We start from the raw sequence: 22,305 nt of genomic DNA on the forward strand, positions 1-22,305 counted from the left end.
GGGGAAATATTGCGACGGTAAACAATATAGTTATCAAAAAGATCGGGCTACTCGTTGGTGTTTAGAGGGAACGATTAAAATAACTACCGGAGATAAAACAGATGTTTAAGCAAACATATCTGGCTAGTGCAGTGTTTATGGCGTTGACCAGCCATGCTCTGTATGCGGCCGATGCTGAAGTCGCTGATGAACAAGCACAAACTGCAGCAGTGGAACAGCCAGCAGAACAACAGCCTGACAATCAACAGGCGCAAGCGCCTGCTGATGATATGGAGGTTATTCAAGTCGTTGGTATTCGTAGTAGTTTGAATAAAGCCGTCAACCTCAAGCGTCAGAATGTGCAAGTGGTTGACGCCATTGTTGCAGAAGATGTGGGGAAATTTCCTGATAACAACGTGGTCGAAGCATTGCAGCGTGTTACTGGGGTGCAGGTAACTGACCGTGAGGCGGGTGAAGTTAACACGGTGAGCATTCGTGGTTTGACCGACGTAACCACCACCGTGAACGGACGTAAAATCTTTACGTCTACAGGTCGTGAAGTGGCGATTGCTGACGTACCAGCTGCATTGTTGGGGAGTGTAGAGGTATTTAAAACACGTTCGTCTTCACAAGTAGCGAGTGGTATTGCAGGCCAAATTGATATTCGCACCCACCGTCCATTTGATTTTGAGGGTAGTAAAGTCAGTGTCGCGGCTAAAGGTGTGTACTCTGACCAACCAGACAAAGTTGATCCAGCATTTAGCGCCTTGATGAGTAATCGTTGGGATACTGGCATTGGTGAAGTCGGTGCATTGTTAAACATCTCCTATATTCGTACTAACTATAATGACCAAAGTGTCGCACCTGGTGCTTCATTACCTTATGCCGCAGAAACTGGGGTTGAGATCAGTGATGATTATTGGACTCGTGGCCTAGCTCATGGGATGGATACCGCTTATGGCGCAACTACTTCTGACGGTACTCCCTATCTATTAATGCGCGATGCAGTGTTTCAAAATAGCAACACTGGTGAACGTGAACGTCCAGCACTCAACTTGTCATTGCAATGGGCGCCAAATGATACTTCCGAATATCTGTTCGAAGCTTTCTACAACGGTTACCGTAATGACAACGACAATATGATGTTGTTTAGTGACGTCAACAGCGCAGCAAATTGGGATCAGGTGATTGATGATGGTATTGAATTATACGATGGCACTAACGTCGTAAAATCCAGAACCTCATATAATGTTGGTGGTTTTAGTAGTGCCGATCACACTCATGCAGAAACCGACAGCTATGTATTCGCCTTAGGTGGTAAGTGGGAAATTGATAATCTGACGTTGAAGTCTGAAGTGGTTTATCAAACGAGTACTTATGAATCACAGTTTTTTGCGATGCGTGGCATTGCTAATAATCAAGATAGAGCTTTTTATGGTGTTGATATTGATTACAACGCTTCACATGGGGGGGTACCCGCATGGAACTATCTGGATGACCCAAGCACCGCAATTGATGAATCAGATATCACCCAATTAGCGCTGTGGCAGACAGCAGATCTTTATGATAGTGGTACCAAGGATGAAGGGGACTCTATCTCTTGGACATTTGATGGGGATTATTACCTCGACTGGGGCATTTTCACTAAGATGAAGTTTGGTTTGCGCTACGAAGACCGCACGGCCAAACATAGCTTGTACGATGCTGGTGCCTTATCAACCAACATTGCTTACACTGATCTCGATCCTGACATGTTCAATACTGTCACGGGGTTCTTCGAAGGTCGTGGTGATGTGCCAACGTCGTGGGTTTTACCTCGTGGTGGCTACTTGTATTCTCATCGTAGTGAAATTGAAGAGCTATATGGTGCCAATCCTCAAGCGCTAGCCATGTATACTAACTATGATATTGATGAAACATCATATGCAGCCTACATCCAAAGTGATTTTGAGACAGATCTATTTGGTAAGCGCTTAGATGGTCAAATAGGTTTCCGTTATGAACATTCAAAAGCGGATATGGATTTTGGCGAACGTAAACAATATGAAGATCCTGTTGATGGACAACTCTATTATATTGACCCAACATCCGGTGAAAACAGCAGCTCTAAATTGTTGCCAAGTTTGATGCTGCGGTACTGGCTGACTGATGATTTTGTAGCGCGTTTAGCTTACTCTGAAACCATTCGTCTTCCTGCTTACGCCGATCTTAGTACCGCAGTAGGTTACACCGAAGACTTAACAGACCTCGGCTTTGGGCAGGCTACGAGTGGTAACCCTGATTTAAAACCTACCACATCAAAGAACTATGATTTCTCCTTGGAATATTATTTTGGTTCTGGTTCATCCGTATATGGCACTTACTTCCGCCGCGATATCGATGGCTTTGTCTTTAGCTCTTCACGAATGATCACTCGAGAAGTTAATGGCGAAAACAATCGTTATATTTTGAGTCAACCAGCGAATACCTCAAATGGTAAACTAACCGGTTATGAATTAGGGGCTGTTTATTTCCCCGAAAATCTACCAAGTTTGCTTGATGGATTGGGTACTCAAGTAAGCGCGACTTTCCTCGATTCTGAGCAGGATATTCCTGAATTTGATCAAACAACTGGTGAGCAAATATCAACTACGACCCGTGAGATGTTTGGCGTATCTGATAAATCATTTAGTGGTGTGCTGATTTATGATAAAGAGGTATTTAGTGCTCGTTTATCATACACTTGGCGTGATAAATTCTTGAATAGTTACGATGCAGCAAGTTTTGCAATGCCTCGTGGTATCTATCGTAAACCTGAAAAAAGCTTAGATTTCCAAATGAGCTACAACGTCACCGACGATTTAGTGGTGACCTTTGATGCCACTAATATTCTGGATGATATTTATCAAGAATATTATGAAGATTCAACCTTGTATAACCGCACCAATAATATCTATACCCGTACTTATGCCTTGGGTATGCGTTATAGCTTCTAAGCCATAAATTAGTTATTTTATTAAAAGCCCAGCTAATTAATTAGCTGGGTTTTTTCTTTCTCTATTGACGTTTCAACCTGAAAACTTTAGCTGGCGATTACTTATCACAATGTAATTCATCTCAGGTGGGGCTAAATACATTAGCGGATATTACAGTTCAGCAATCACTAACTGTTTATTTTTTTGTGTTGAGAATATTTGAATCCGAGGACCGCGAATTCAACGCCGAGGTGAACTACTTGCTAAATTAAGCTGCTTTGCGTAATGCTCCGAGTATGACGGCGAGTCACGGCTTTGTTTCCTAAATCGGTTGAACTAAAACGATAAAGGCTGATCTGATCGGCATCGCCCATCAATTCACTCATCAACCGTGCCAAAACCTCGCTATAAAACAACCAACTGGAAGCAATACAATCAAGCCCTAATCAATCGTGGCTCACTTACCTTCTGGATTGACGAGGATGCTATAGCGCAGTGGAAAGCCAAGGCCGAGCAACCAAAGAAAGGTCGTCCACGCGTATTTAGCGACTTAGCCATTACCACCGCGCTGATGGTTAAACGTGTTTTCTCTATGCCACTGCGAGCGTTGCAAGGCTTTATCAACTCTGTGTTTAAACTGGCTGATATTCCGTTTTCTTGCCCACATTACACTTGCATCAGTAAACGAGCCCAAACCGTCAAGATTGCTTTTAAAACCAAGACGCGTGGCACCATTGAACACTTGGCTATCGACTCAACAGGCTTAAAGGTTTATGGCGAAGGTGAGTGGAAAGTAAAGAAACATGGGACAGATGGTAAGCGCCGAGAGTGGCGTAAACTGCATATTGCTGTCGATACACATAGCCACGAAATTATTGCCGCAGAACTGAGTTTATCCGGCGTTACTGACGCTGAAGTCATGCCGAATTTGCTCAAGCAAACCCAGCGAAAAATCCGCAATATTTCAGGTGATGGTGCTTACGACACAAGAGCCTGTCACGATGCCGTTCGTAGAAAACGGGCTTTGGTTACTCATTCCACCGAGGGAAGGTGCCGCTCTCTGGGAACAGGGACATCCGCGTAACTTAGCGGTCAGTTGGCAAAAGCTTTATGGTTCAAATACACAGTGGAAAAAACGGTATGGTTATCATCGGCGGTCAATCTCAGAAACAGCAATGTACAGAGTGAAGCAACTACTCGGTGGCAGATTAAGCCTGCGAAATTATAACGGTCAGGTAGGAGAAACTTACGCGATGATAAAGGCGTTGAACAAGCTTACAGGGCTAGGTATGCCTGAAACTTACTATGTAGTTTGATATTTAAACGATTATTAGGGGCTTTGTTCGCTGAATCGATTTAGGAAACAAAGCCGCGAGTCACTTACATCCGGGCCAACTATGCTTTGGGGCGATAGGCGACATTCTGTTTACATTGGTTCATTTCTACAACTGCTACTGGGACTTTGTAAAGGGCTAACCATTTACGGCAAACTGTGCTTGCGTGTGAAAGCAGTGTGTCCATGCGGAGTTGCGCTCGGGACTTATTTGCACCTCCCTGAGACACTTCTATTTAGTTCCCTCTCTAAGGCTGAGTAGACGTAATGTCTGCTTTTGCATTGATATTGGTACGCCTTCGCCATATCAGCATTATCCACCGACAACAATTTACGACGATGCGATATAGTGTAACCTTCTCTTTACTCAATAAATTACTCAGTTTGCTGGCTTCTGCCGTCAATATCAGTATCATGCCGCATTTCAAGACTTGCTTATTTGCCTTTGTGTTTGCTGAAGTCTGATGTGGATGTTAGCTAAATGTGCTGCAAACGCAGTTGTGTCGGTGATATAGCACTATTGAGACAAGTTGAGTTAATTAAACATTCGAACATTATTTGTTCTAAAATTACATTTGTGTATTTTGTGTTGCATTGATGTTTATTTATCTCTCGTGAGCAGTAAATAGTGCGTCCACGTTTCATTTGTATGTTAAATGTGAAAATTGATCTTTTATGAATTAAATTTTAACATTGTTGGTTGTCAAGAATGATGAAATAACTCCTTATTTATCATGCAGTTAATATTGTCCTTGTCTGTGTGTTTTTTCATCGTACAAAAAAATGAGAGCTAGGATCGATATTGAGAGATTAAGACTCCATTCAGATTGACACTTAATTCGTCATACAATATTATTTTTTCTAACTAAAGTCCCTTTGTTTCATCATAATTACAAAGTCGTGAATTTATCACGGCGGTCAAAGGATACTTTGGGGAGTTTAGAGATACCGGTAGTCTTAATTGGGTGTCGTGAGGCCTGCCGGTATTGATATAAAAACTACCGGAGAAAATGAGATGTTTAAGCAAACCACATTGGCAAGCGCTATCTTTCTGGCGCTGAGCAGTCAGGCAGTCTATGCCGCTGAAAACGATGTAGCTCAACAATCTGAACCATCCACTCAACAACAGCAAGCTGATGACATGGAAGTAATCCAAGTCGTTGGTATTCGCAGCAGTTTGAACAAATCTGTTAACTTAAAACGTCAAAACGTCCAAGTTGTTGACGCAATCGTCGCAGAAGATATTGGTAAGTTCCCTGATAATAACGTCGTTGAAGCATTGCAACGCGTGACTGGGGTACAGGTAACTGACCGTGCTTCTGGCGAAGTTAACACCGTAAGTATTCGTGGTCTTACAGACGTTACTACTACAGTTAACGGCCGTAAGATGTTCACTGCAGCAGGCCAACAGGTTGCAGTAGCGGATATTCCAGCATCATTACTTGAAAGTGTCGAAGTCTTTAAAACCCGTAGCGCCAGCCAATTGGCAAGTGGCCTAGCGGGACAAATTGATATTCGTACTCACCGCCCATTTAACTTTGAAGGCGCTAAAGTCGTCGTCAACGCGCGTGGTGTATATGCCGACCAAGCTGATAAAACCGATCCTGCATTAAGTGCATTACTTACTAATCGTTGGGATACCGCAATTGGTGAAGTTGGTGCATTGATCAACGTGTCTTACACTCGCTCAAATTATCGTGACCAGAACGTCACTGCGGGTGCTGTAGTACCATTCTATGCGGGTGACGCTGGTACCAATGGCTTTGATTATCACTATCAACGTATGTTTGATGGCTGGCCAATGGGCCTAGATAATGGTGTTCCATTTGAATTGGGCGCTAACGGCGAATTACCTACCTTCGATCTTACTAATGGTGCACAGGGCGTACCTTATGTTTTGTCGCGCGATGCAGTGTTCCAAAATGACTATACCGGTGAGCGTGAACGTCCAGCGTTGAACTTGTCTCTGCAATGGGCACCAAACGATACTTCTGAATACTTGTTTGAAGCGTTCTACAACGGCTACCGTAATGAAAGCTTCAACTCTATGCTGTTCGGTTACACTGACTGGTGGGAAGATCTCGATCCAAACGCGCCAATGGAGTTTTATCCTGGCACGAACGTCGTCAAATCTCGTATTGTTGGTAGTCCATCAGTATGGAGTTCAGGTGACTATGCCAAGAGTGAGACTGACAGCTATGTATTTGCTTTGGGCGGTAAATGGGATATCTCCTCAGATCTGCAGTTGAAATCTGAGTTGGTATATCAAACCAGTAAATACAAAACTGACTTCATCGCCATGCGTGCCAATGCCGTTGGTTTGCCAAACTTAGCCGTTGATTTCAATGATGGTAATGGCACTCCAAGTTGGGCAATCGTGCAAGATGATTACACCACTGAAGTGGATCTGACTCAAGCTCAATGGAATTATGGTACGCTGTATGACAACGGTGGCGAAGACGAAGGTGATTCCATTAGCTGGACCCTAGATGGTGATTACTATCTAGATTGGGGCATATTTACTAAAGCTAAATTTGGTGTGCGTTATGAAAACCGCAGTGCAAGCAGTAAAACTCGCGGAGTTGATGCAACCAATCATGACACTGAAGTCCTCGACGACAATGTAGCCTATGCAAATCCATTCTTCTTCGATCATGAAGGTGATGTGCCTACTTCATGGATAGTCGCAAATGGCTCTTATCTGTATAACCATCGCAATGAATACCGTGAGTTCTACGGATTCCCCGATGATGAATTAGCACTGCGTAAAGTTTTTGATATCACAGAGAAAACATACGAAGCCTATATTCAGTCGGATTATGAAACAGAACTATTTGGCAAGCGTATCGATGGTCAAGTCGGTGTACGTTATACCCGTACTGAAAACGATCTGACTTTCTTGCGCTATGAAAGTCCGACTGCAGCTAATATCCTTACCGCGACAGATGAAGCAAGTAACAGCAATGATAAGTTCCTGCCAAACTTGATCGCGCGTCTGTGGTTAACCGACGATTTAGTTGCGCGTTTCGCTTATACCCAAACGTTACGCCAACCTGAGTTTAACCAGTTAAATCCAAACATTACATGGACCAAAGATCTGACAGGTAACCGTCGTGGCTCTGCTGCGGGTGGTAACCCAGAGCTGCAACCCGTTGAATCTAAAAACTACGATCTGTCGCTAGAGTATTACTTCGGTAACGGCAGCTCTGTTTACGGTACTTGGTTCCGCCGTGATATCGATGGTTTCACATACGATTCATTAAGTTTGGTACAAGATCATGTGGAACCGGGTGAAACTGAAGCCTATGACTATATTCTGAGCCGCCCAGGCAACACCTCAAATGGTAAATTGGAAGGTTATGAATTAGGTACAGTGTACTTCCCAGAAGGCTTGCCTAACTGGTTAGATGGTCTTGGTACACAGATCAGTGCGACTTTCTTGGATTCATCACAAGATATTCCGCAGTTCAATACAGAAACTGGCGAGCTGACTGGCTACAACACCCGCGATATGTTTGGTGTGTCAGACAAGTCGTTCAGCGCTGTGTTGATTTACGATAAAGAAGTGTTCAGTACTCGTCTGTCCTATGTGTGGCGTGATGACTTTTTGGCGGACTATGATGGTACTACCTTCGCAAGTCCGCGCGGTATTTACCGTAAGCCAGAGAAGAGCCTAGATTTGTCAATGAGTTACAACGTGACTGATGACCTTGTACTGACCTTTGATGCAACTAACATCACTAACGAGAAGTACCAAGCGTATTATGAATATTCCGATATCTACAATACGACTACCAGTTTGTATAGCCGCACGTTCTCATTGGGTGCACGCTACAGTTTCTAATCGCCACAACTAAATGCGATTCTTAATCTAAAGGAGTCCTTCGGGGCTCCTTTTCTTATGTCTGTTTAAAAAATTATGCAGTTTATTCATTGATGTCTCAGCAGACCGAAGGCAAATACGCTGCAACCAGTGTGCTGTAACTCTCAGTTTGGTAATTTTATTTGTGAGCATGACTCACTATTTCTGCGTTGCTTGCCACAGCATTAGCGTGACTTATCGCTCATTTACCGTGCAATCTATCCTGTTTGTTTTTCATCCAAAGATTAGAAAAGCTAAGGGGATAGCTCAAGAAATCTTATGGTGTTTCTTCGCTGTTTTCAGTACAACCACTACCTGTAATATCTTGTAATATATTGAGATCTTTTGTTTACATAAAGCTGGCCTTGACCAGTTTTTTTGGCGTGCTTACGTCTTAAATGTTGCTTTTATGTTTGTTTTTTAAGTGGGTAAATCACCTATGTTATAGCTTGATAGACCTAGGTCTAATAGACCCTTGCTTTTCTATTTGATTTTAGCCTTATTGATTGCTTTTTATTATAAAATTCCAATCAAAACAAAAGGATATTTTTATGTTGTTAGTTCTTGTATCTACCTTTTTATGTATTTTTTACCGTTGGCAGTGATAGCAATTATTGGCTGTAGATAGATTGACAGCCTATTAATCATACAATATGATTTTACCTAGTTAACATAAACTTAACGCTTGTGGCATTCGTTGGGGGCAATGAGATGGCTCAAGTGTTAAAGGATTACTGGGAAAGTCTAGTTGGTGTCTAAGACTGAACCGGTTTGAATAATAACTACCGGAGAATAAAACAGATGTTTAAGCAGACCTATCTGGCAAGTGCTGTATTACTAGCGTTATCTAGCCCAGCAGTTTTCGCGGCTGACAACGATGCGGCTCAAGAACAACAAGCTGATGATATGGAAGTTATTGAAGTTGTTGGTATTCGCAGCAGCTTGAATAAAGCTGTTAACCTTAAGCGCCAAAACGTGCAAGTGGTTGACGCTATCGTTGCCGAAGATATCGGTAAATTCCCTGACAATAACGTGGTGGAAGCACTACAACGTGTGACTGGGGTGCAGGTAACAGACCGTGCATCGGGTGAAGTGAATACCGTTACTATCCGTGGTTTGACTGACGTAACTACCACCATTAACGGCCGTGAAATGTTCACCGCTGCGGGCCGCTCACTGGCGGTCGCTGATATTCCAGCGGCACTGCTGGAAACTGTTGAAGTTTATAAAACCCGTTCTGCAAACCAACTGGAAAGCGGTATCGCTGGTCAGTTAGACGTACGTACGCAACGCCCGTTCAACTTTGAAGGTTCAAAATTCGTTTTTAACGCTCGCGGCGTATATCAAGATCAAGCGGAAAAAACTGATCCTATCGTCAGTGCGTTGGCCAGTACTCGCTGGAATAGCTCAATTGGGGAATTGGGCGCACTGCTGAACGTGTCGTACACACGCACTAACTACCGTGACCAAAGTGCGACACCTGGTGCATTTGTGCCATTCCGTGCTGATAACTTGGAGCGCATGTTCCCGACCGATGATAACGGCAATACCGTGTGGGATTGGACGCCGGGCTTGGAAAATGGTTTAAGCACTGCGCCGGGGTCAACAATCACTAATGCTCAGACCGGCGAAGTGGCTGAATACGTTCTGTCGCGTGATGCGATTTTCCAAAGTGATTTTACTGGTAAACGTGAACGTCCCGCGGTGAACTTGTCATTGCAATGGGCACCAAACGATACCTCTGAATATCTGTTTGAAGGTTTTTACAACGGTTATCGTAACGAAAGCTTTAACAATCTGCTGTTCTCTTTTGCTGATTGGTGGGGGGCGCCAAGCAGTCAATATCCCGATTTATACGATGGCACCAACGTAGTTCATTCGCGTGGACTCGGCGCTCCATATTCATTTACTTCTGGCGACTTGACCAAGAGCCAAACTGATAGCTACATGTTTGCCTTGGGCGGTAAATGGGATTTAGGTGCAGACACCACTATTAAGTCAGAGTTGGTTTACCAAACCAGTGAATATAAAACTGACTTTGTTGCTATGCGCACAGATACAACGTTACCTTATGTTGACGTTAACTTTAATGAAAAAGATGGCATTCTCGGCTGGGATGTATTGACTGGCGAAGGTGGGGAATCTGTCGATTTAACCAATCCATCTATGTGGAATACCGCGCAGATGTATGACAACGGCGGTAAGAGTAAAGGTGATGCGCTGACCTTTACGCTAGATGCTGATCTGTATTTAGATTGGGGCATTTTCACTAAGGCCAAAACTGGGTTACGTTATGACTTACGCACAGCGAAAGACTACACTCGCGGCGTAGAGGGCTATAACCAGCAAAACTTGTCAGCTATAGACCCAAGTATGCTGCACACTAATAGCGATTTCTTTGATGGCGAAGCTAATATTCCATCCTCTTGGGTAACCATTAACGGCCACTCTTTGTGGAGTAACCGCGAAGCTTACCGTGAGTTATATGGTTTTTATTCGTCAGATGAACAGGCTGCTAAATTAAATCTGAAGCAGACTTTTGATATCGAACAAACCACTTGGTCAGCGTATGCACAAAGTGACTTTGAAACCGAGTTATTTGGTAAACGTTTAGATGGTCAAGTGGGTGTGCGTTACTCACATGCCAAAGCGGATATGACCTTCTTCGATGTTGACGCCCCAGTCGGCGTGATCATTACTGATGATGCGAGCAACAGCAGCAGCAAACTGTTGCCCAATTTAGTGTTGCGCTACCACTTAACTGATGATTTGCTGTTACGTGCGGCGTATACCGAAACGATCCGTTTACCTAACTTTGACCAGTTAAATAGCTTTATCCGCTACTACGATGATGTAACCAACATTGGTTACGGTACTGGTAGTGGTGGTAATAAAGATCTTAAACCTGTTGAATCGAAAAACTATGACCTGTCGCTAGAGTATTATTTCGGCAAGGGCAGTTCAGTTTATGGCACTTACTTCTACCGTGATATTGAAGGCTTTGTATACAGCTCACTGCGTCGAGTGATGCATGAGAACGATGAAGGCGTGATGTATCCATACATCGTAGGTATGCCTGATAACTCTTCTAACGGCGTGCTAAAAGGCATCGAGATTGGCGGTGTGTACTTCCTTGAGAATGTGCCTAACTGGTTAGATGGTTTAGGTCTGCAAGCTAGTGGTACTTTCTTAGATTCGTCACAAGATGTACCTAACTATGAAGCGGATGGCACACTTAATGGATATACCACTCGCGATATTTTCGGCGTGTCCGATTCTTCCTACAGTGCGGTGTTGATTTATGAGAAAGAGTCATTCAGTACACGACTGTCTTATGTATGGCGTGATGCATTTTTGAATGCTTATGACTCAGGCTCGTTTGCCAACCCACGTAGTATCTACCGTCGTCCAGAACAGAGCTTGGACTTCCAGTTCAGTTACAACGTGACTGATGACCTAGTTGTGACCTTTGATGCGACTAACATCACTAACGAGAAGTTCCAAGAATATTACGAAGACCAAGATGTCTTTAACGCGGGTACCGCTATCTACAGCCGTACCTACGGTTTAGGTATTCGTTACTCGATGTAATTGAGTCTTAGTTGCACATTTCCCCACCAAAGCCCCGTTTGACGGGGCTTTTTTCTACTTGTTGGTGTGAGAAATGGATATTCACTGAGCTGGAGATTCCGCTGATATGTGAACAGTGTGGCAAACCCACAGGATAAGCGAGATAAAGCATTGTCTTTCAATTGGTATGATAATAGTATTTAAAGATTGCTAATGCTTCTATATATCTGCTAAATTTCGGCAGTTATGCAGAACGCCGAGGAAGTGGCGGTGGTACTATAAACGCCCTGTTTATGGTGAGCTGTCCTTGGACCAAGTCAGAATGGAAGAGTACTCATGAGTTCATTCAAGTTGTCAACGTTTGAGAAGGTCGGATTTGGTGCTGGTGATATGGCGGTTAACGTCGTTATCTCGTCATTCTTCTTGATTATCTCTTATTTTTATACCGATGTCTTTGGCCTTAAACCTACTGACATGGGGTTAATGTTTCTGATTGTACGCATTCTGGACGGTATTGCCGATCCTATTATGGGGACGATCACTGATAAAGTGACTACCCGTTGGGGACGTTATCGCCCGTATTTGGCGTTCTTATCGGTACCTTTCGGGGTGTCAATCTTCCTGACGTTTAGCACGCCAGACTTAGATTACAACCTTAAACTGGCTTACGCCTACGCGACTTATATGCTGGTTACTCTGATGTTTACTGGGGTGACCATTCCGTATATTTCGTTGATTGGTGTGTTGACTGATGATCCGAAAGAGCGTCTATCGGCTAACGGCTACCGTTTATTCTTCGCCAAAATTGCTGCGTTCTTAGTCTCTATCGTGGTGCCCAAGTTGGCCGACTGGAGCTACTGGGAAGGCGATAAAGCCCTTGGCTATAAAATGTCGATGGGGGCAATGGCCATACTCGGTATTGCTCTGCTGTTGTTCTGCTTCTTCTCCACCAAAGAACGTTTAGAACACCATGTCGATCCAAAATCCATCTGGATTCAAATGAAGTATTTGGTCAAAAACGACCAGATGATGATTCTGTGCGGCGTGTGTCTATTGGGCACCGTTGGCTACGTTATTCGCAACTCGGTGGCTATGTACTATGCGAAATACTATCTGCATACCGACCAAGGCTATTTCCTCGGCACTGGGGTACTCGCAGCCATTTTAGCTATGGTCGCTTCTACGTGGATCACTAAGCGCTACTGCAAACTTAAGTTGTTCCGCTATAGCCAAATGGCCGTCGGTGTTATTAGTGTGGCGATGTTCTATTTGGTCAGCGGTCCTGATGATGTTGTACTCGCCTTTGTGCTGTACTTCTTGCTGTCATTTGTGGTGGACTTGCATGCGCCAGTGTTCTGGTCTGCCATTGTTGAAGCGGTAGATTACGGCGAAGTGAAAACTGGTGAACGTGTGGCAGGTTTGGCTTTTGGCGGCATCTCGTTCTTCCAAAAAGCGGGTATGGGGGTCGCTGGTGCAGTCGTTGGTGTATTGCTGACTTTCTATGGTTATGAAGCGGACAAAGTACAAACTGAAACTTCGCTGCTGGGTATTACCCTGATGCTGACGGTTATCCCTGGCGTATTCCACTTCATTAACGGTTCGTTGATGATGAAATATCACATTACCGATGAAGAATACCGTGAACTTGCTACTCATTTAGATATGGACGTTGATGCGTCTGCTGCAGAAACATCAGCCCCAGTGCAGCCAAATACTGACAATGTAAATCTGGTTACAGGAGCTAAGTAATACATGATGAATTGCAACGAGCCGATTCGGAACTCTGAGCGTCACTGTTTTATTCAACTCAATAGCTACAATGAGGCCGGGATACCAGTGTTTGGTACTCTCGGGCAAGCATGAATCACCCACAAGCCACCCGTATCGGGCGGCTTGTGTCGCCATTAGCACTCGCCGTTGCTCTAGGGATGAGTGCCAATGTCGAAGCGATGGACCTGTTTTCACTCGAACAGGTACGCTTAACCTCTGGTAGTCCTTTCTCGCACGCTCAACAAACTAACATCCGTTATATCGAACAACTTCAACCTGACAAACTGCTGTCTCCATTCCTACGTGAGGCAGGTTTGCCAGTGAAAGCCGAGTCATATGGCAACTGGGAAAACACTGGGCTGGATGGTCATATCGGCGGCCATTATCTGTCTGCGCTGAGTCTGGCTTATGAAGCCACTGGTGACGCCGAGATGAAACGCCGTCTTGACTATATGATCAATGAACTGCGCCGTGCACAGTTGAAAAACGGTAATGGTTACGTTGGTGGTATTCCCGGTGGCATGCAGATGTGGGCCGATATCAAAGCGGGCAAAATTAAAGCCGATCTGTTTAGTCTGAATGACCATTGGGTGCCGTGGTACAACATTCACAAAACCTTTGCTGGTATTCGTGATGCGTATCAGTTAGGCCACAACGAGTTAGCCAAAGTGATGTTGGTCGACTTAGGTAAATGGGCTAAGAATTTAGTGGCTAACCTGAGTGACGAACAGATCCAAACCATGTTGATTTCCGAGCATGGCGGCATGAATGAAGTGTTTGCCGACATGTATGAAATCACGGGCGACAAGGACTATCTCACATTGGCTGAGCAGTTCTCGCAAAAGATCATTCTCGAACCATTGCTCAAGCATGAAGATAAGCTCAACGGCTTACATGCCAATACCCAGATCCCAAAAGTGATTGGATATTTGCGTGTTAGCGAAGAGGAACATAAGCAAGATTGGCACGATGCGGCCGAGTTCTTCTGGGAAACTGTCACTAAACATCGTTCAGTCTCCATTGGTGGAAATAGTGTGCGCGAGCACTTCCACGACTCAAAAGATTTCACCAGCATGATGGAGGATGTGGAAGGGCCCGAAACCTGTAACACATACAACATGCTTAAGCTCAGCAAAATGTTGTATCAAGAAAGCGGCGATACCCGCTATCTCGATTTTTATGAGCGTGCCACTTTCAACCATATTTTGTCTTCGCAAAACCCTGAGAATGGCGGCTTAGTTTACTTTACCGCTATGCGTCCCGGGCACTATCGCATGTATTCCGATGTCGATAAGTCCATGTGGTGTTGTGTTGGCTCTGGGATTGAGAACCACAGCAAGTATGGCGAGATGATTTACGCCCATGAAGATAACGAGTTACTGGTGAACCTGTTTATCGGCTCTACCTTAGATTGGCAAGAGCAGGGCGTAGCTGTCACCCAGAGCACGCATTTCCCCGATCAAAATGCTATGACGCTGACCATAGATAAAGCGTCTGGTAAGGGGAAGCAAGCGATTAGCATTCGCGTACCTGCGTGGATGAATGGGGTGGCGCCACGGTTGTTACTCAATGGCAAAGCGGTGCAAGCCGAGCAACGTCGTGATGGTTATCTCACGCTGGAACGGAGCTGGCAGGCTGGTGACAAGCTAGAGTTCTCCTTTGGCGTGCAACCTACCTTGGAGCAACTACCTGACGGCAGCGACTACTACTCAGTGCTTTATGGGCCAGTGGTATTAGCATCTAAGGTGGAGCCATTTGCTAATGAGAAGCTCGACTTTATTGCTAACGGTAGCCGTATGGGGCACATTGCTGCTGGACCAACTTGTCCGCCAGAAGCACTGCCGATTATGGTGGGTGAGCCTCAAACCTTCCTCAAAGGTTTGAAGCGTCTGCCGGGTGAGCAATTAGCGTTTGAAGCCGAGCAGGGCGTGCGTGAAAAAGATAAGCCGAAGAAAATCGACTTAGTGCCGTTTTTCCGCATTCACGAAAGCCGCTACGAAGTCTATCTGCCACAGATGTCCGCTGCTAAATATCCTGAGTTTATGGCTGACGCCAAAGCCAAGGAGGCCGCCGCCGAGCTATTAGCACAGCAAACCTTGGATAAGATCAACCCAGGTGAGCAGCAGCCAGAAGCTGAGCATAACTTTGCTGGTGAAGGCAGCCGCGCAGGCGTTAATAAAGGTGTGCACTGGCGCGATAGTACCGACTGGTTTGCTTATGATTTAGCTGACAAGCAAGGCAAGGCTAAGACTTTACGTATCACCTATTTTGGCGGTGATGTAAATCGTAGCTTTGATATTCTGCTCAATGGTCAACTGTTACAAACCGTAGCGTTGCAGCCTGGGCATGGGCATGGTGACAGTATCTATGACGTCGATTATGCTATTCCTGCTGCGATGGTGACTAAGCAAGGCTATCGTCTCAAGTTCGTTGCTAAACCGGGCTCTATTGCGGGTGGTATTTATGGGATCCGTTTGCTGAATTCGACCGCGAAATCGAAGTAATAGTCTCGGTTTTATAAGTCATTGAAACAGCCTCGCGAATGCGGGGCTGTTTGTTATATGGGATAGCAACGGCAGCTAACGGTTACCATTTTTTACCGCATGCGAGAGCGTTACGTTGCTGAGTATACGATATAGTTAGTCCGTGTTGTGGGCTCACAGTATGGTGACACGGTTCACTGGTTTTGAATTCATGGCAACGACGATGTCTTGTGGATTAACGAGGAGTCGTGATAACCAATGAAAAAGCCTCCTGGCGGAGGCTTTCAGCTATTTGAAACTGAGCGCTTACTTCTCTAACACTGTGGTGTTTTTGTTGAGATCGGCAGGATCAACCACTGGCCAGTCATTATCCCATTTCATCTCTAAAATACGCAGTTTCTGCAATGCATTATCGGCGGTTTCATATGCGTGGAAGACTAAGTAGTCTTTACCGTCAAAGGTGTACGCTGCATTGTGACCAAGCGCCACCCAATCTTTGTTGCCTTTCAGTACCAAGGTACCGCCGCCTTGCAGCATATCGTTGCCGTTTTTATCTAGGTATGGCCCTTGTACATTCTTACTGCGGCCGACCATGATGTGATAGGTGCTGTCCATTTTGCGGCAACACAAATCAAATGAAACAAACAGGTAGTAGTAACCGTTTTTCTTGAAGATATACGGTGCTTCAATGGCGCCATTTCCGGCTTCAGTATCAGGTAAGTTAACGTCGCGCGGACGTTTAGCAATGCTATACCACTCTTCTGGTTCAGCGACTTTGGTCATGCTTTTATCTAGCTTGACCAGTTTCAGACCGTCCCAAAACGAGCCGAAACTCATCCATGGCGTGCCATCGTCATCCTCAACAATGGCTGGGTCGATGGCATTCCAATCATCGCGGTTTGGTACCGATTCCACGACAATGCCTTTATCTTCCCACTTGAAATCGGGTGATTTCGGGTCGAGGGTTTTGTTCACAGTAACGCCAATGGCTGAGGTATTTTTACCAAATGCGGAGATGGAATAGTACACGTAGAATTTACCATCTTTGTGGTAAACATCAGGAGCCCAGATGTGGCCATCAAAGCTAGGGGCAACGCCTTTTGCCCAAGTGGGTTGGTCTTTGAAAACCCGACCTACCAACTGCCAGTGTTTCATGTCTTTTGAGCTGTAATAGGTAATGCCTGGGCCTGTACTAAAGACGTAATAAGTATCGCCCTCTTTAGCCATCACTGGGTCATGAACTTCTACTTGAATTGCTTGTGCAGTATGGCTAATGCCTAATGCCATCACAGTGGCTGCGGCAAGTTTTGCTATCGCCTTCATGAATCGTTTCCTATCAAATAATAATTGGTCCGAAACCTCAAATCCCCCAGCTTCGGATGGTAGCACATAAGTAATACAATAATAGTTATTATGATGTATTACGCGATCTTGCTCAGCCTACGTTTTGGTCGTTATGCGGTTGAGCAATGCTGCGGGCATCTTAGCCGCTGCGGTAGCGCAAGCAAACATTGAACTGCGCAAAATAAAAAGGCCGTCATTAGACGGCCTTAATCGCTTGAGTGGTGTTTACCAGAAGCGCCAGTAAATAAACGCAGTAATGCCAAGGATGCCGACAGTGTGAATGTAATCCCACTTATCTAACCCATCGATCACTTCTTTCATGGTGCCTTTGCCCAAGGTACCAAAGGTCAGGCCTTGGATCTGCTCCTCGGTGGCCGGCTTGGTGAACATACTGGCAACGACAATCACCGCACAAACGATGACAAATAGCATGACGCAGTAATACAGCCAGTTCATATCGACAATCCATGCGAATGACGTACCCGCAACACTGTCTTTAAACGGCAATAACACCAGACGGATCATACCGAGTATGAAACCAACCAACATACCAATGAAACCCGCACTTGGTGTGATCTTGCGGCTGATTAAGCCCATCACGAACACGGCTGCAATCCCTGGAGCAATCAGTGACTGTACACTTTGCAGATATTCATATAGTACATCAGCAATTGCCTTCATTACTGGGATCCACACAATCCCCAACACCACCACGGCTACTGTAGCGATACGACCCACTTGCAGCAGTTTTTTCTCACTGCACTGTGGACGATATTTTTTGTAGAAGTCGATGGTGAACAGGGTGGCAGATGAGTTAAACAGGGATGCCAGTGAACTCATCAATGCAGCGACTAACCCACCGATCACAATCCCTTTTACACCCGCTGGCAAGAGCTGTGCGACGAGAGTAGGGAAAGCTTGATCTGAAGTGTCATAGCTGATGGCGCCAGTTTGTTTCAGTGCCACTGCAATCATGCCAGGCACCAAGAAGATAAACACAGGCAACAGTTTTAAATAACCAGCAAACATAGTACCGCGGCGTGCTTCTTTAATGCCTTTGGCTGACAGCACACGTTGCACTATGTATTGGTCGGTACAGAAATACCAAAAGCCGATAATGAATGAGCCGAAAATGATGCCGGGCCAAGGGAAGTTAGGGTCGGAAGCGGAGCGCATCAAGTGCATGTTGTCACCGTTCACGCGTTCTACTACATCCCAACCGGCCATCATGCCGTTGCCTCCCCCAAGGGTTTCTAAGCCAACGACCAGAATCACCAGTGAGCCAATAATCAGTACAGGGGTTTGCAGTACTGAGGTCCACATAATCGCTTTCATACCGCCAAGTACTGTATAGATACCTGTTACCACCACTAGGCCAATGGCTGAGATCCAGAAAAAGTCGATTCCCCAAATAGACTCGATACCGAGAATTGTTTTAAACGCCACCCCACCAGCGTAGACAGTCACAGCTACTTTGGTCAGTACGTAGCTGATCAGTGAAATCACCGATAAGAAGGTCCGGCATTGCGAGTTAAAACGACGTTCTAGAAACTCTGGCATGGTGTAGACTTTGGAGCTCCAATAAAAGGGCACAAAGATCCAACCGAGCAAGAGAATAATCCATGACTGCAGTTCCCAATGCGCCATCGCCATGCCTGTTTCAGCGCCTGAGCCTGATAAGCCTACTAGGTGTTCCGAGCCAATATTTGAAGCAAAAATCGATGCGCCAATCACCACCCAACTGGCATTGCGCCCGGCGAGGAAGTAGTCAGCGGTATCTTCCTCTTTTTGTCTTAACGACATGACGACCACACCCGCTAGCAATATAAAAAAGCCACCGAGTACCAGCCAGTCTAAGGTACTTAGTTCAACCATACTTTTATTTCCGTTTGTGCTTTAATATTAGGCGTCAGTTCCCACTACCAACACCTTAGTCAATCCTTAATTAGAACATATTATATTATAAAATAAAGTTATTTAAGGGGCTTTGTCGTTATCATTAAGCCATTTTCATGCTTAGATTCGTCGACGACTTGTTATTATGTCGCCGCAGCGGGTCAGGCATACAGGGTGGGAAGGCGCTAACTCACCTCGAAAAACAGCGTGTCATCACCGAGTTACTCGCGAATGATTCGCATCCCCCACAGCTAATATGGATGATGTTCAAAATTCGTGCAAATAATCTGTGAGCTAGCGCGTAAGAAATAGGTAACTAATTGACTCGTTGTATAAAAAAACTATTGTACTACTATTGCATTGACCTCACTCAACCAAGGACATCCGATGGCAAGGTTAGAAAATTTGAATTTGTCACAGCGAGTGACCAATGAACTCGGCAAAGCGATTGTTGCTGGCAAATATAATATTGATACAGGGCTCCCTACAGAAGCACAGTTGTGTGACATGTATGGTATTAGCCGAACTGCTATCCGTGAAGCAGTAAAAATGTTGGCGGCCAAAGGGTTAATCTCCTCTCGTCCTCGCCAAGGGATTCGTGTTGAAGCGGCGGCCAGCTGGAACTTATACGATACTAACGTACTAAACTGGATGCTGCAAAGCGGCCCATCATTGCAGGTGTTGAAAGAGTTTTTACAAGTAAGACTTGCCATTGAGCCACAGGCAGCCGCGTTAGCGGCACAGTATGGTAAAGAGGAAGATATCGCTAAGATCGCCGAGGCGTTAGAGAGCATGCGTAAAGCTGCCCGAACACCTAACCAAACTCTGCATGAATCAGATCTGGCATTTCACACCAGCATTCTGCTGGCTAGTGGTAATCGTTTCTTCTTCCATCTGCGTGATTTTATTAACACAGCCTTGGGCGTGAGTATCCAACACACTACGCCAGCCAAAGGGAGTGACTCAAGTGTCGCCGAAGAACACGCAGCAGTGTACGATGCGATTGTCGCACGGCAACCTGAGCTGGCTAGCTCGTTAATGAAAGGACTGATTGAGGAAGCAATGCAGGTGATCGATAGAGAATTGCAAGCAAAGCTGGAGGCGTAATTGCTTTCTCGGTAGTATGATGTCATTGCCTTACAAGTTGTTTAGAAAATGAGAGATCAGTTAATGGGTCGCACTCGCTATCCCTGTCTCAAAGATAAAAGCGTGTTCATTACTGGTGGTGGTGCTGGCATCGGTGCCGTTTTAGTTGAGCGTTTCTGCCAGCAGGGCGCGCAAGTCACTTTCGTTGATATTGATGATGAAAGCAGTATTGCGCTCTGTGCTCGCCTCGCTAAGCAATATGATCATAAGCCAAGCTTCATTCACTGTGATATTCGCGATGTTGCTGCATTACAGGCAGCGATTAGCCAAACACAGGCTGTCCAAGGTGATATCTCTGTGTTGATCAATAACGCCGCTGACGATACGCGTCACGAAGTAGCTGACGTCTCTGTCGAGTATTGGGATGATCGCATGGCGATCAATCTACGTCCGTGTTTCTTTACCGCTCAGGCGGTAGAGGCACAAATGCGGCGACTCGGCGGTGGCAGCATTATTAATCTCGGTTCAATCAGTTGGCATATCAAGCAAGCCTGTATGCCTGCCTACACTACAGCTAAAGCTGGATTGGAAGGGTTAACCCGTACCTTAGCCAAGCAGTTTGGTAAGCACCATATCCGCGTGAATACCTTAATTCCAGGCTGGGTGATTACCGAACGGCAGTTATCTCATTGGTTAACACCGGATATGCTGCAAGAGATCCAAGATAATCAATGTGTCAAAGAGAGTTTGACGCCCGACGATATAGCCAATGCCGCATTATTTTTAGCCTCAGACGAAAGTGCAATGTTAACTGCACAAACGTTAATAGTTGATGGCGGCTGGATATAACAATTCGAGTTATCTCTCATTAACTAACATTTATATAACCTCATACGTTGCACACCTATTTAATTATATTATAATAATTTTATTATATTGCTAAGTTCATTAATATGGGGATTGATGAACTTAGTCGTATTTAATAATAGATAGGTGTCATATTGGTTGATATGGTGTGGGTATACTTGGTGCTAATGATTGGCGCCTGTTTGCAAAGCGTCATAGGCTTTGGCCTAGGCTTATTGTGCGCGCCCATATTATTTCTCATCTATCCACAACTCGTTCCTGCACCAATGATTCTTAACGCGTTGTTTCTCACGCTACTCTTATCTGTTCGGCATATGCGTTCTATCGATGTGCGACAAACCTCTGTGTCAATCATGGGCGGTACGCTTGGGGTAGCCATTGCTGGCATTGTGATGCTCTATATTGAACCGCACCATTACAAGTATTTGCTGGGGGCCAGCATCATTATCGGTGTTGTGGCGTCTTTTGTGGGGCATAAACCCGCTATCAATGTGGTCAATAACCTGTTTGCGAGTACGTTGTCTGGCTTTATGGGAACGACGACATCGGCTGGCGGGGCGCCGATGGGCTTGTTATATCAGTCGGCAGAGCACCATAAGATTAAAGCTAACCTTAGTGTTTTCTTCTTGTATATCAATATATTTGGTTTATGTGTCCTTTGGATTGCTGGGGCGGCTGGTTATTCTGACATTGTGCTATTTATTCAATGTATTCCCGCAATATTACTCGGATGGTTATTGTCAGAGTTTTTAAAGGGCTACATTAATAACGATGTCGTAAGGAAATTGACGCTGTTGGCAGCATTTTTCTCTGGTATTGCCTCTTTCTTCTCATAATGACTATTAATTGTGAGAGTTGTCCCATATTTAAGCAAAAGGTTTAATTAAGACTAAAGTGTAGTTTAATAAAATCAATTGGTTATAGTGAATCTCTGCATCTTTACACTTTTCTATAGACCAAAGTCTAACGATTCTCGTCCCAAAACGATTCAATTTATTCTCATTTACAGGCATTATCTTACCCATATATTTGGGGAGCGATTGCAGCTTTTAATTTATAAAAAATGTTGTGATGCTTATTAAAGAGTCCTTTTGGTAATTTTATTACTTGGACAACAATTTAATTTTGCTTTTGGGCGAAATTTTAATTTAGCAGTAGTGA

10 protein-coding genes and 1 pseudogene are annotated in these 22,305 nt (G+C 44.9%); 9 read left to right on the forward strand and 2 right to left on the reverse strand.

The genetic code is table 11. The annotated features are described in order from the left end of the window. Positions 1–101 precede the first annotated feature (101 nt). From ACN0TT_RS11510 to ACN0TT_RS11535, 6 genes and pseudogenes are all read left to right on the forward strand, one after another. Entirely contained in the window at positions 102–2,954 is a 2,853-nt protein-coding gene (locus ACN0TT_RS11510) for a TonB-dependent receptor (RefSeq protein ID WP_417762299.1), read from the forward strand. A gap of 370 nt (positions 2,955–3,324) precedes the next feature. Beyond that, positions 3,325–4,249, forward strand: a pseudogene (locus tag ACN0TT_RS11515) (IS5 family transposase). A 1,032-nt stretch (positions 4,250–5,281) separates the two neighbouring features. Further along, positions 5,282–8,110, forward strand: coding sequence for a TonB-dependent receptor (locus ACN0TT_RS11520; RefSeq protein ID WP_417762300.1), 2,829 nt, complete (start codon positions 5,282–5,284; stop codon positions 8,108–8,110). An 819-nt stretch (positions 8,111–8,929) separates the two neighbouring features. Next, the gene (locus ACN0TT_RS11525; RefSeq protein ID WP_417762301.1) at positions 8,930–11,719 is read left to right on the forward strand and encodes a TonB-dependent receptor; all 2,790 of its coding nucleotides are present in this window, start codon (positions 8,930–8,932) and stop codon (positions 11,717–11,719) included. A 315-nt stretch (positions 11,720–12,034) separates the two neighbouring features. Then, a complete protein-coding gene (locus ACN0TT_RS11530) occupies positions 12,035–13,447 on the forward strand; it encodes an MFS transporter (protein WP_417762302.1) in 1,413 nt (470 codons plus the stop codon). 110 nt (positions 13,448–13,557) lie between these two features. Further along, positions 13,558–15,972: a beta-L-arabinofuranosidase domain-containing protein gene (locus ACN0TT_RS11535; RefSeq protein WP_417762303.1), complete on the forward strand. Its 2,415-nt coding sequence runs from the start codon at positions 13,558–13,560 to the stop codon at positions 15,970–15,972. 285 nt (positions 15,973–16,257) lie between these two features. Here the strand turns inward: ACN0TT_RS11535 and ACN0TT_RS11540 are convergent, their stop codons facing one another. Together ACN0TT_RS11540 and ACN0TT_RS11545 are read right to left on the reverse strand one after the other, a co-directional pair. Beyond that, complete coding sequence (locus ACN0TT_RS11540; RefSeq protein ID WP_417762304.1) at positions 16,258–17,274, reverse strand: arabinan endo-1,5-alpha-L-arabinosidase; 1,017 nt, start codon at positions 17,272–17,274, stop codon at positions 16,258–16,260. Positions 17,275–17,520: 246 nt separating this feature from the next. After that, entirely contained in the window at positions 17,521–19,170 is a 1,650-nt protein-coding gene (locus ACN0TT_RS11545; RefSeq protein ID WP_417762305.1) for a sodium:solute symporter, read from the reverse strand. Positions 19,171–19,578: 408 nt separating this feature from the next. Here ACN0TT_RS11545 and ACN0TT_RS11550 point away from each other — a divergent pair, with 408 nt between their 5' ends. The 3 genes from ACN0TT_RS11550 to ACN0TT_RS11560 all read left to right on the forward strand — a co-directional run bounded on the left by ACN0TT_RS11550 (position 19,579) and on the right by ACN0TT_RS11560 (position 21,980). After that, on the forward strand, positions 19,579–20,298 hold the full coding sequence (locus tag ACN0TT_RS11550) for a FadR/GntR family transcriptional regulator (protein ID WP_417762306.1): 720 nt from the start codon (positions 19,579–19,581) through the stop codon (positions 20,296–20,298). A gap of 63 nt (positions 20,299–20,361) precedes the next feature. Beyond that, complete coding sequence (locus ACN0TT_RS11555; protein ID WP_417762307.1) at positions 20,362–21,126, forward strand: SDR family NAD(P)-dependent oxidoreductase; 765 nt, start codon at positions 20,362–20,364, stop codon at positions 21,124–21,126. 185 nt (positions 21,127–21,311) lie between these two features. Next, positions 21,312–21,980 carry a sulfite exporter TauE/SafE family protein gene (locus ACN0TT_RS11560; protein WP_417762315.1) on the forward strand — a complete coding sequence of 223 codons (669 nt, stop codon included), beginning with the start codon at positions 21,312–21,314 and terminating at the stop codon, positions 21,978–21,980. The last annotated feature ends 325 nt before the right edge of the window (positions 21,981–22,305 follow it).

The sequence above is a fragment of the Shewanella sp. genome, from assembly GCF_048265805.1.
Lineage (GTDB): Bacteria > Pseudomonadota > Gammaproteobacteria > Enterobacterales > Shewanellaceae > Shewanella.

Excerpts from the sequence above, each read along its gene's own strand:
- ACN0TT_RS11510 (WP_417762299.1), top strand. The coding sequence starts at position 102 with ATGTTTAAGCAAACATATCTGGCTAGTGCAGTGTTTATGGCGTTGACC.
- ACN0TT_RS11520 (WP_417762300.1), top strand. The coding sequence starts at position 5,282 with ATGTTTAAGCAAACCACATTGGCAAGCGCTATCTTTCTGGCGCTGAGC.
- ACN0TT_RS11525 (WP_417762301.1), top strand. The coding sequence starts at position 8,930 with ATGTTTAAGCAGACCTATCTGGCAAGTGCTGTATTACTAGCGTTATCT.
- ACN0TT_RS11530 (WP_417762302.1), top strand. The coding sequence starts at position 12,035 with ATGAGTTCATTCAAGTTGTCAACGTTTGAGAAGGTCGGATTTGGTGCT.
- ACN0TT_RS11535 (WP_417762303.1), top strand. The coding sequence starts at position 13,558 with ATGAATCACCCACAAGCCACCCGTATCGGGCGGCTTGTGTCGCCATTA.
- ACN0TT_RS11540 (WP_417762304.1), bottom strand. The coding sequence starts at position 17,274 with ATGAAGGCGATAGCAAAACTTGCCGCAGCCACTGTGATGGCATTAGGC.
- ACN0TT_RS11545 (WP_417762305.1), bottom strand. The coding sequence starts at position 19,170 with ATGGTTGAACTAAGTACCTTAGACTGGCTGGTACTCGGTGGCTTTTTT.
- ACN0TT_RS11550 (WP_417762306.1), top strand. The coding sequence starts at position 19,579 with ATGGCAAGGTTAGAAAATTTGAATTTGTCACAGCGAGTGACCAATGAA.
- ACN0TT_RS11555 (WP_417762307.1), top strand. The coding sequence starts at position 20,362 with ATGGGTCGCACTCGCTATCCCTGTCTCAAAGATAAAAGCGTGTTCATT.
- ACN0TT_RS11560 (WP_417762315.1), top strand. The coding sequence starts at position 21,312 with ATGATTGGCGCCTGTTTGCAAAGCGTCATAGGCTTTGGCCTAGGCTTA.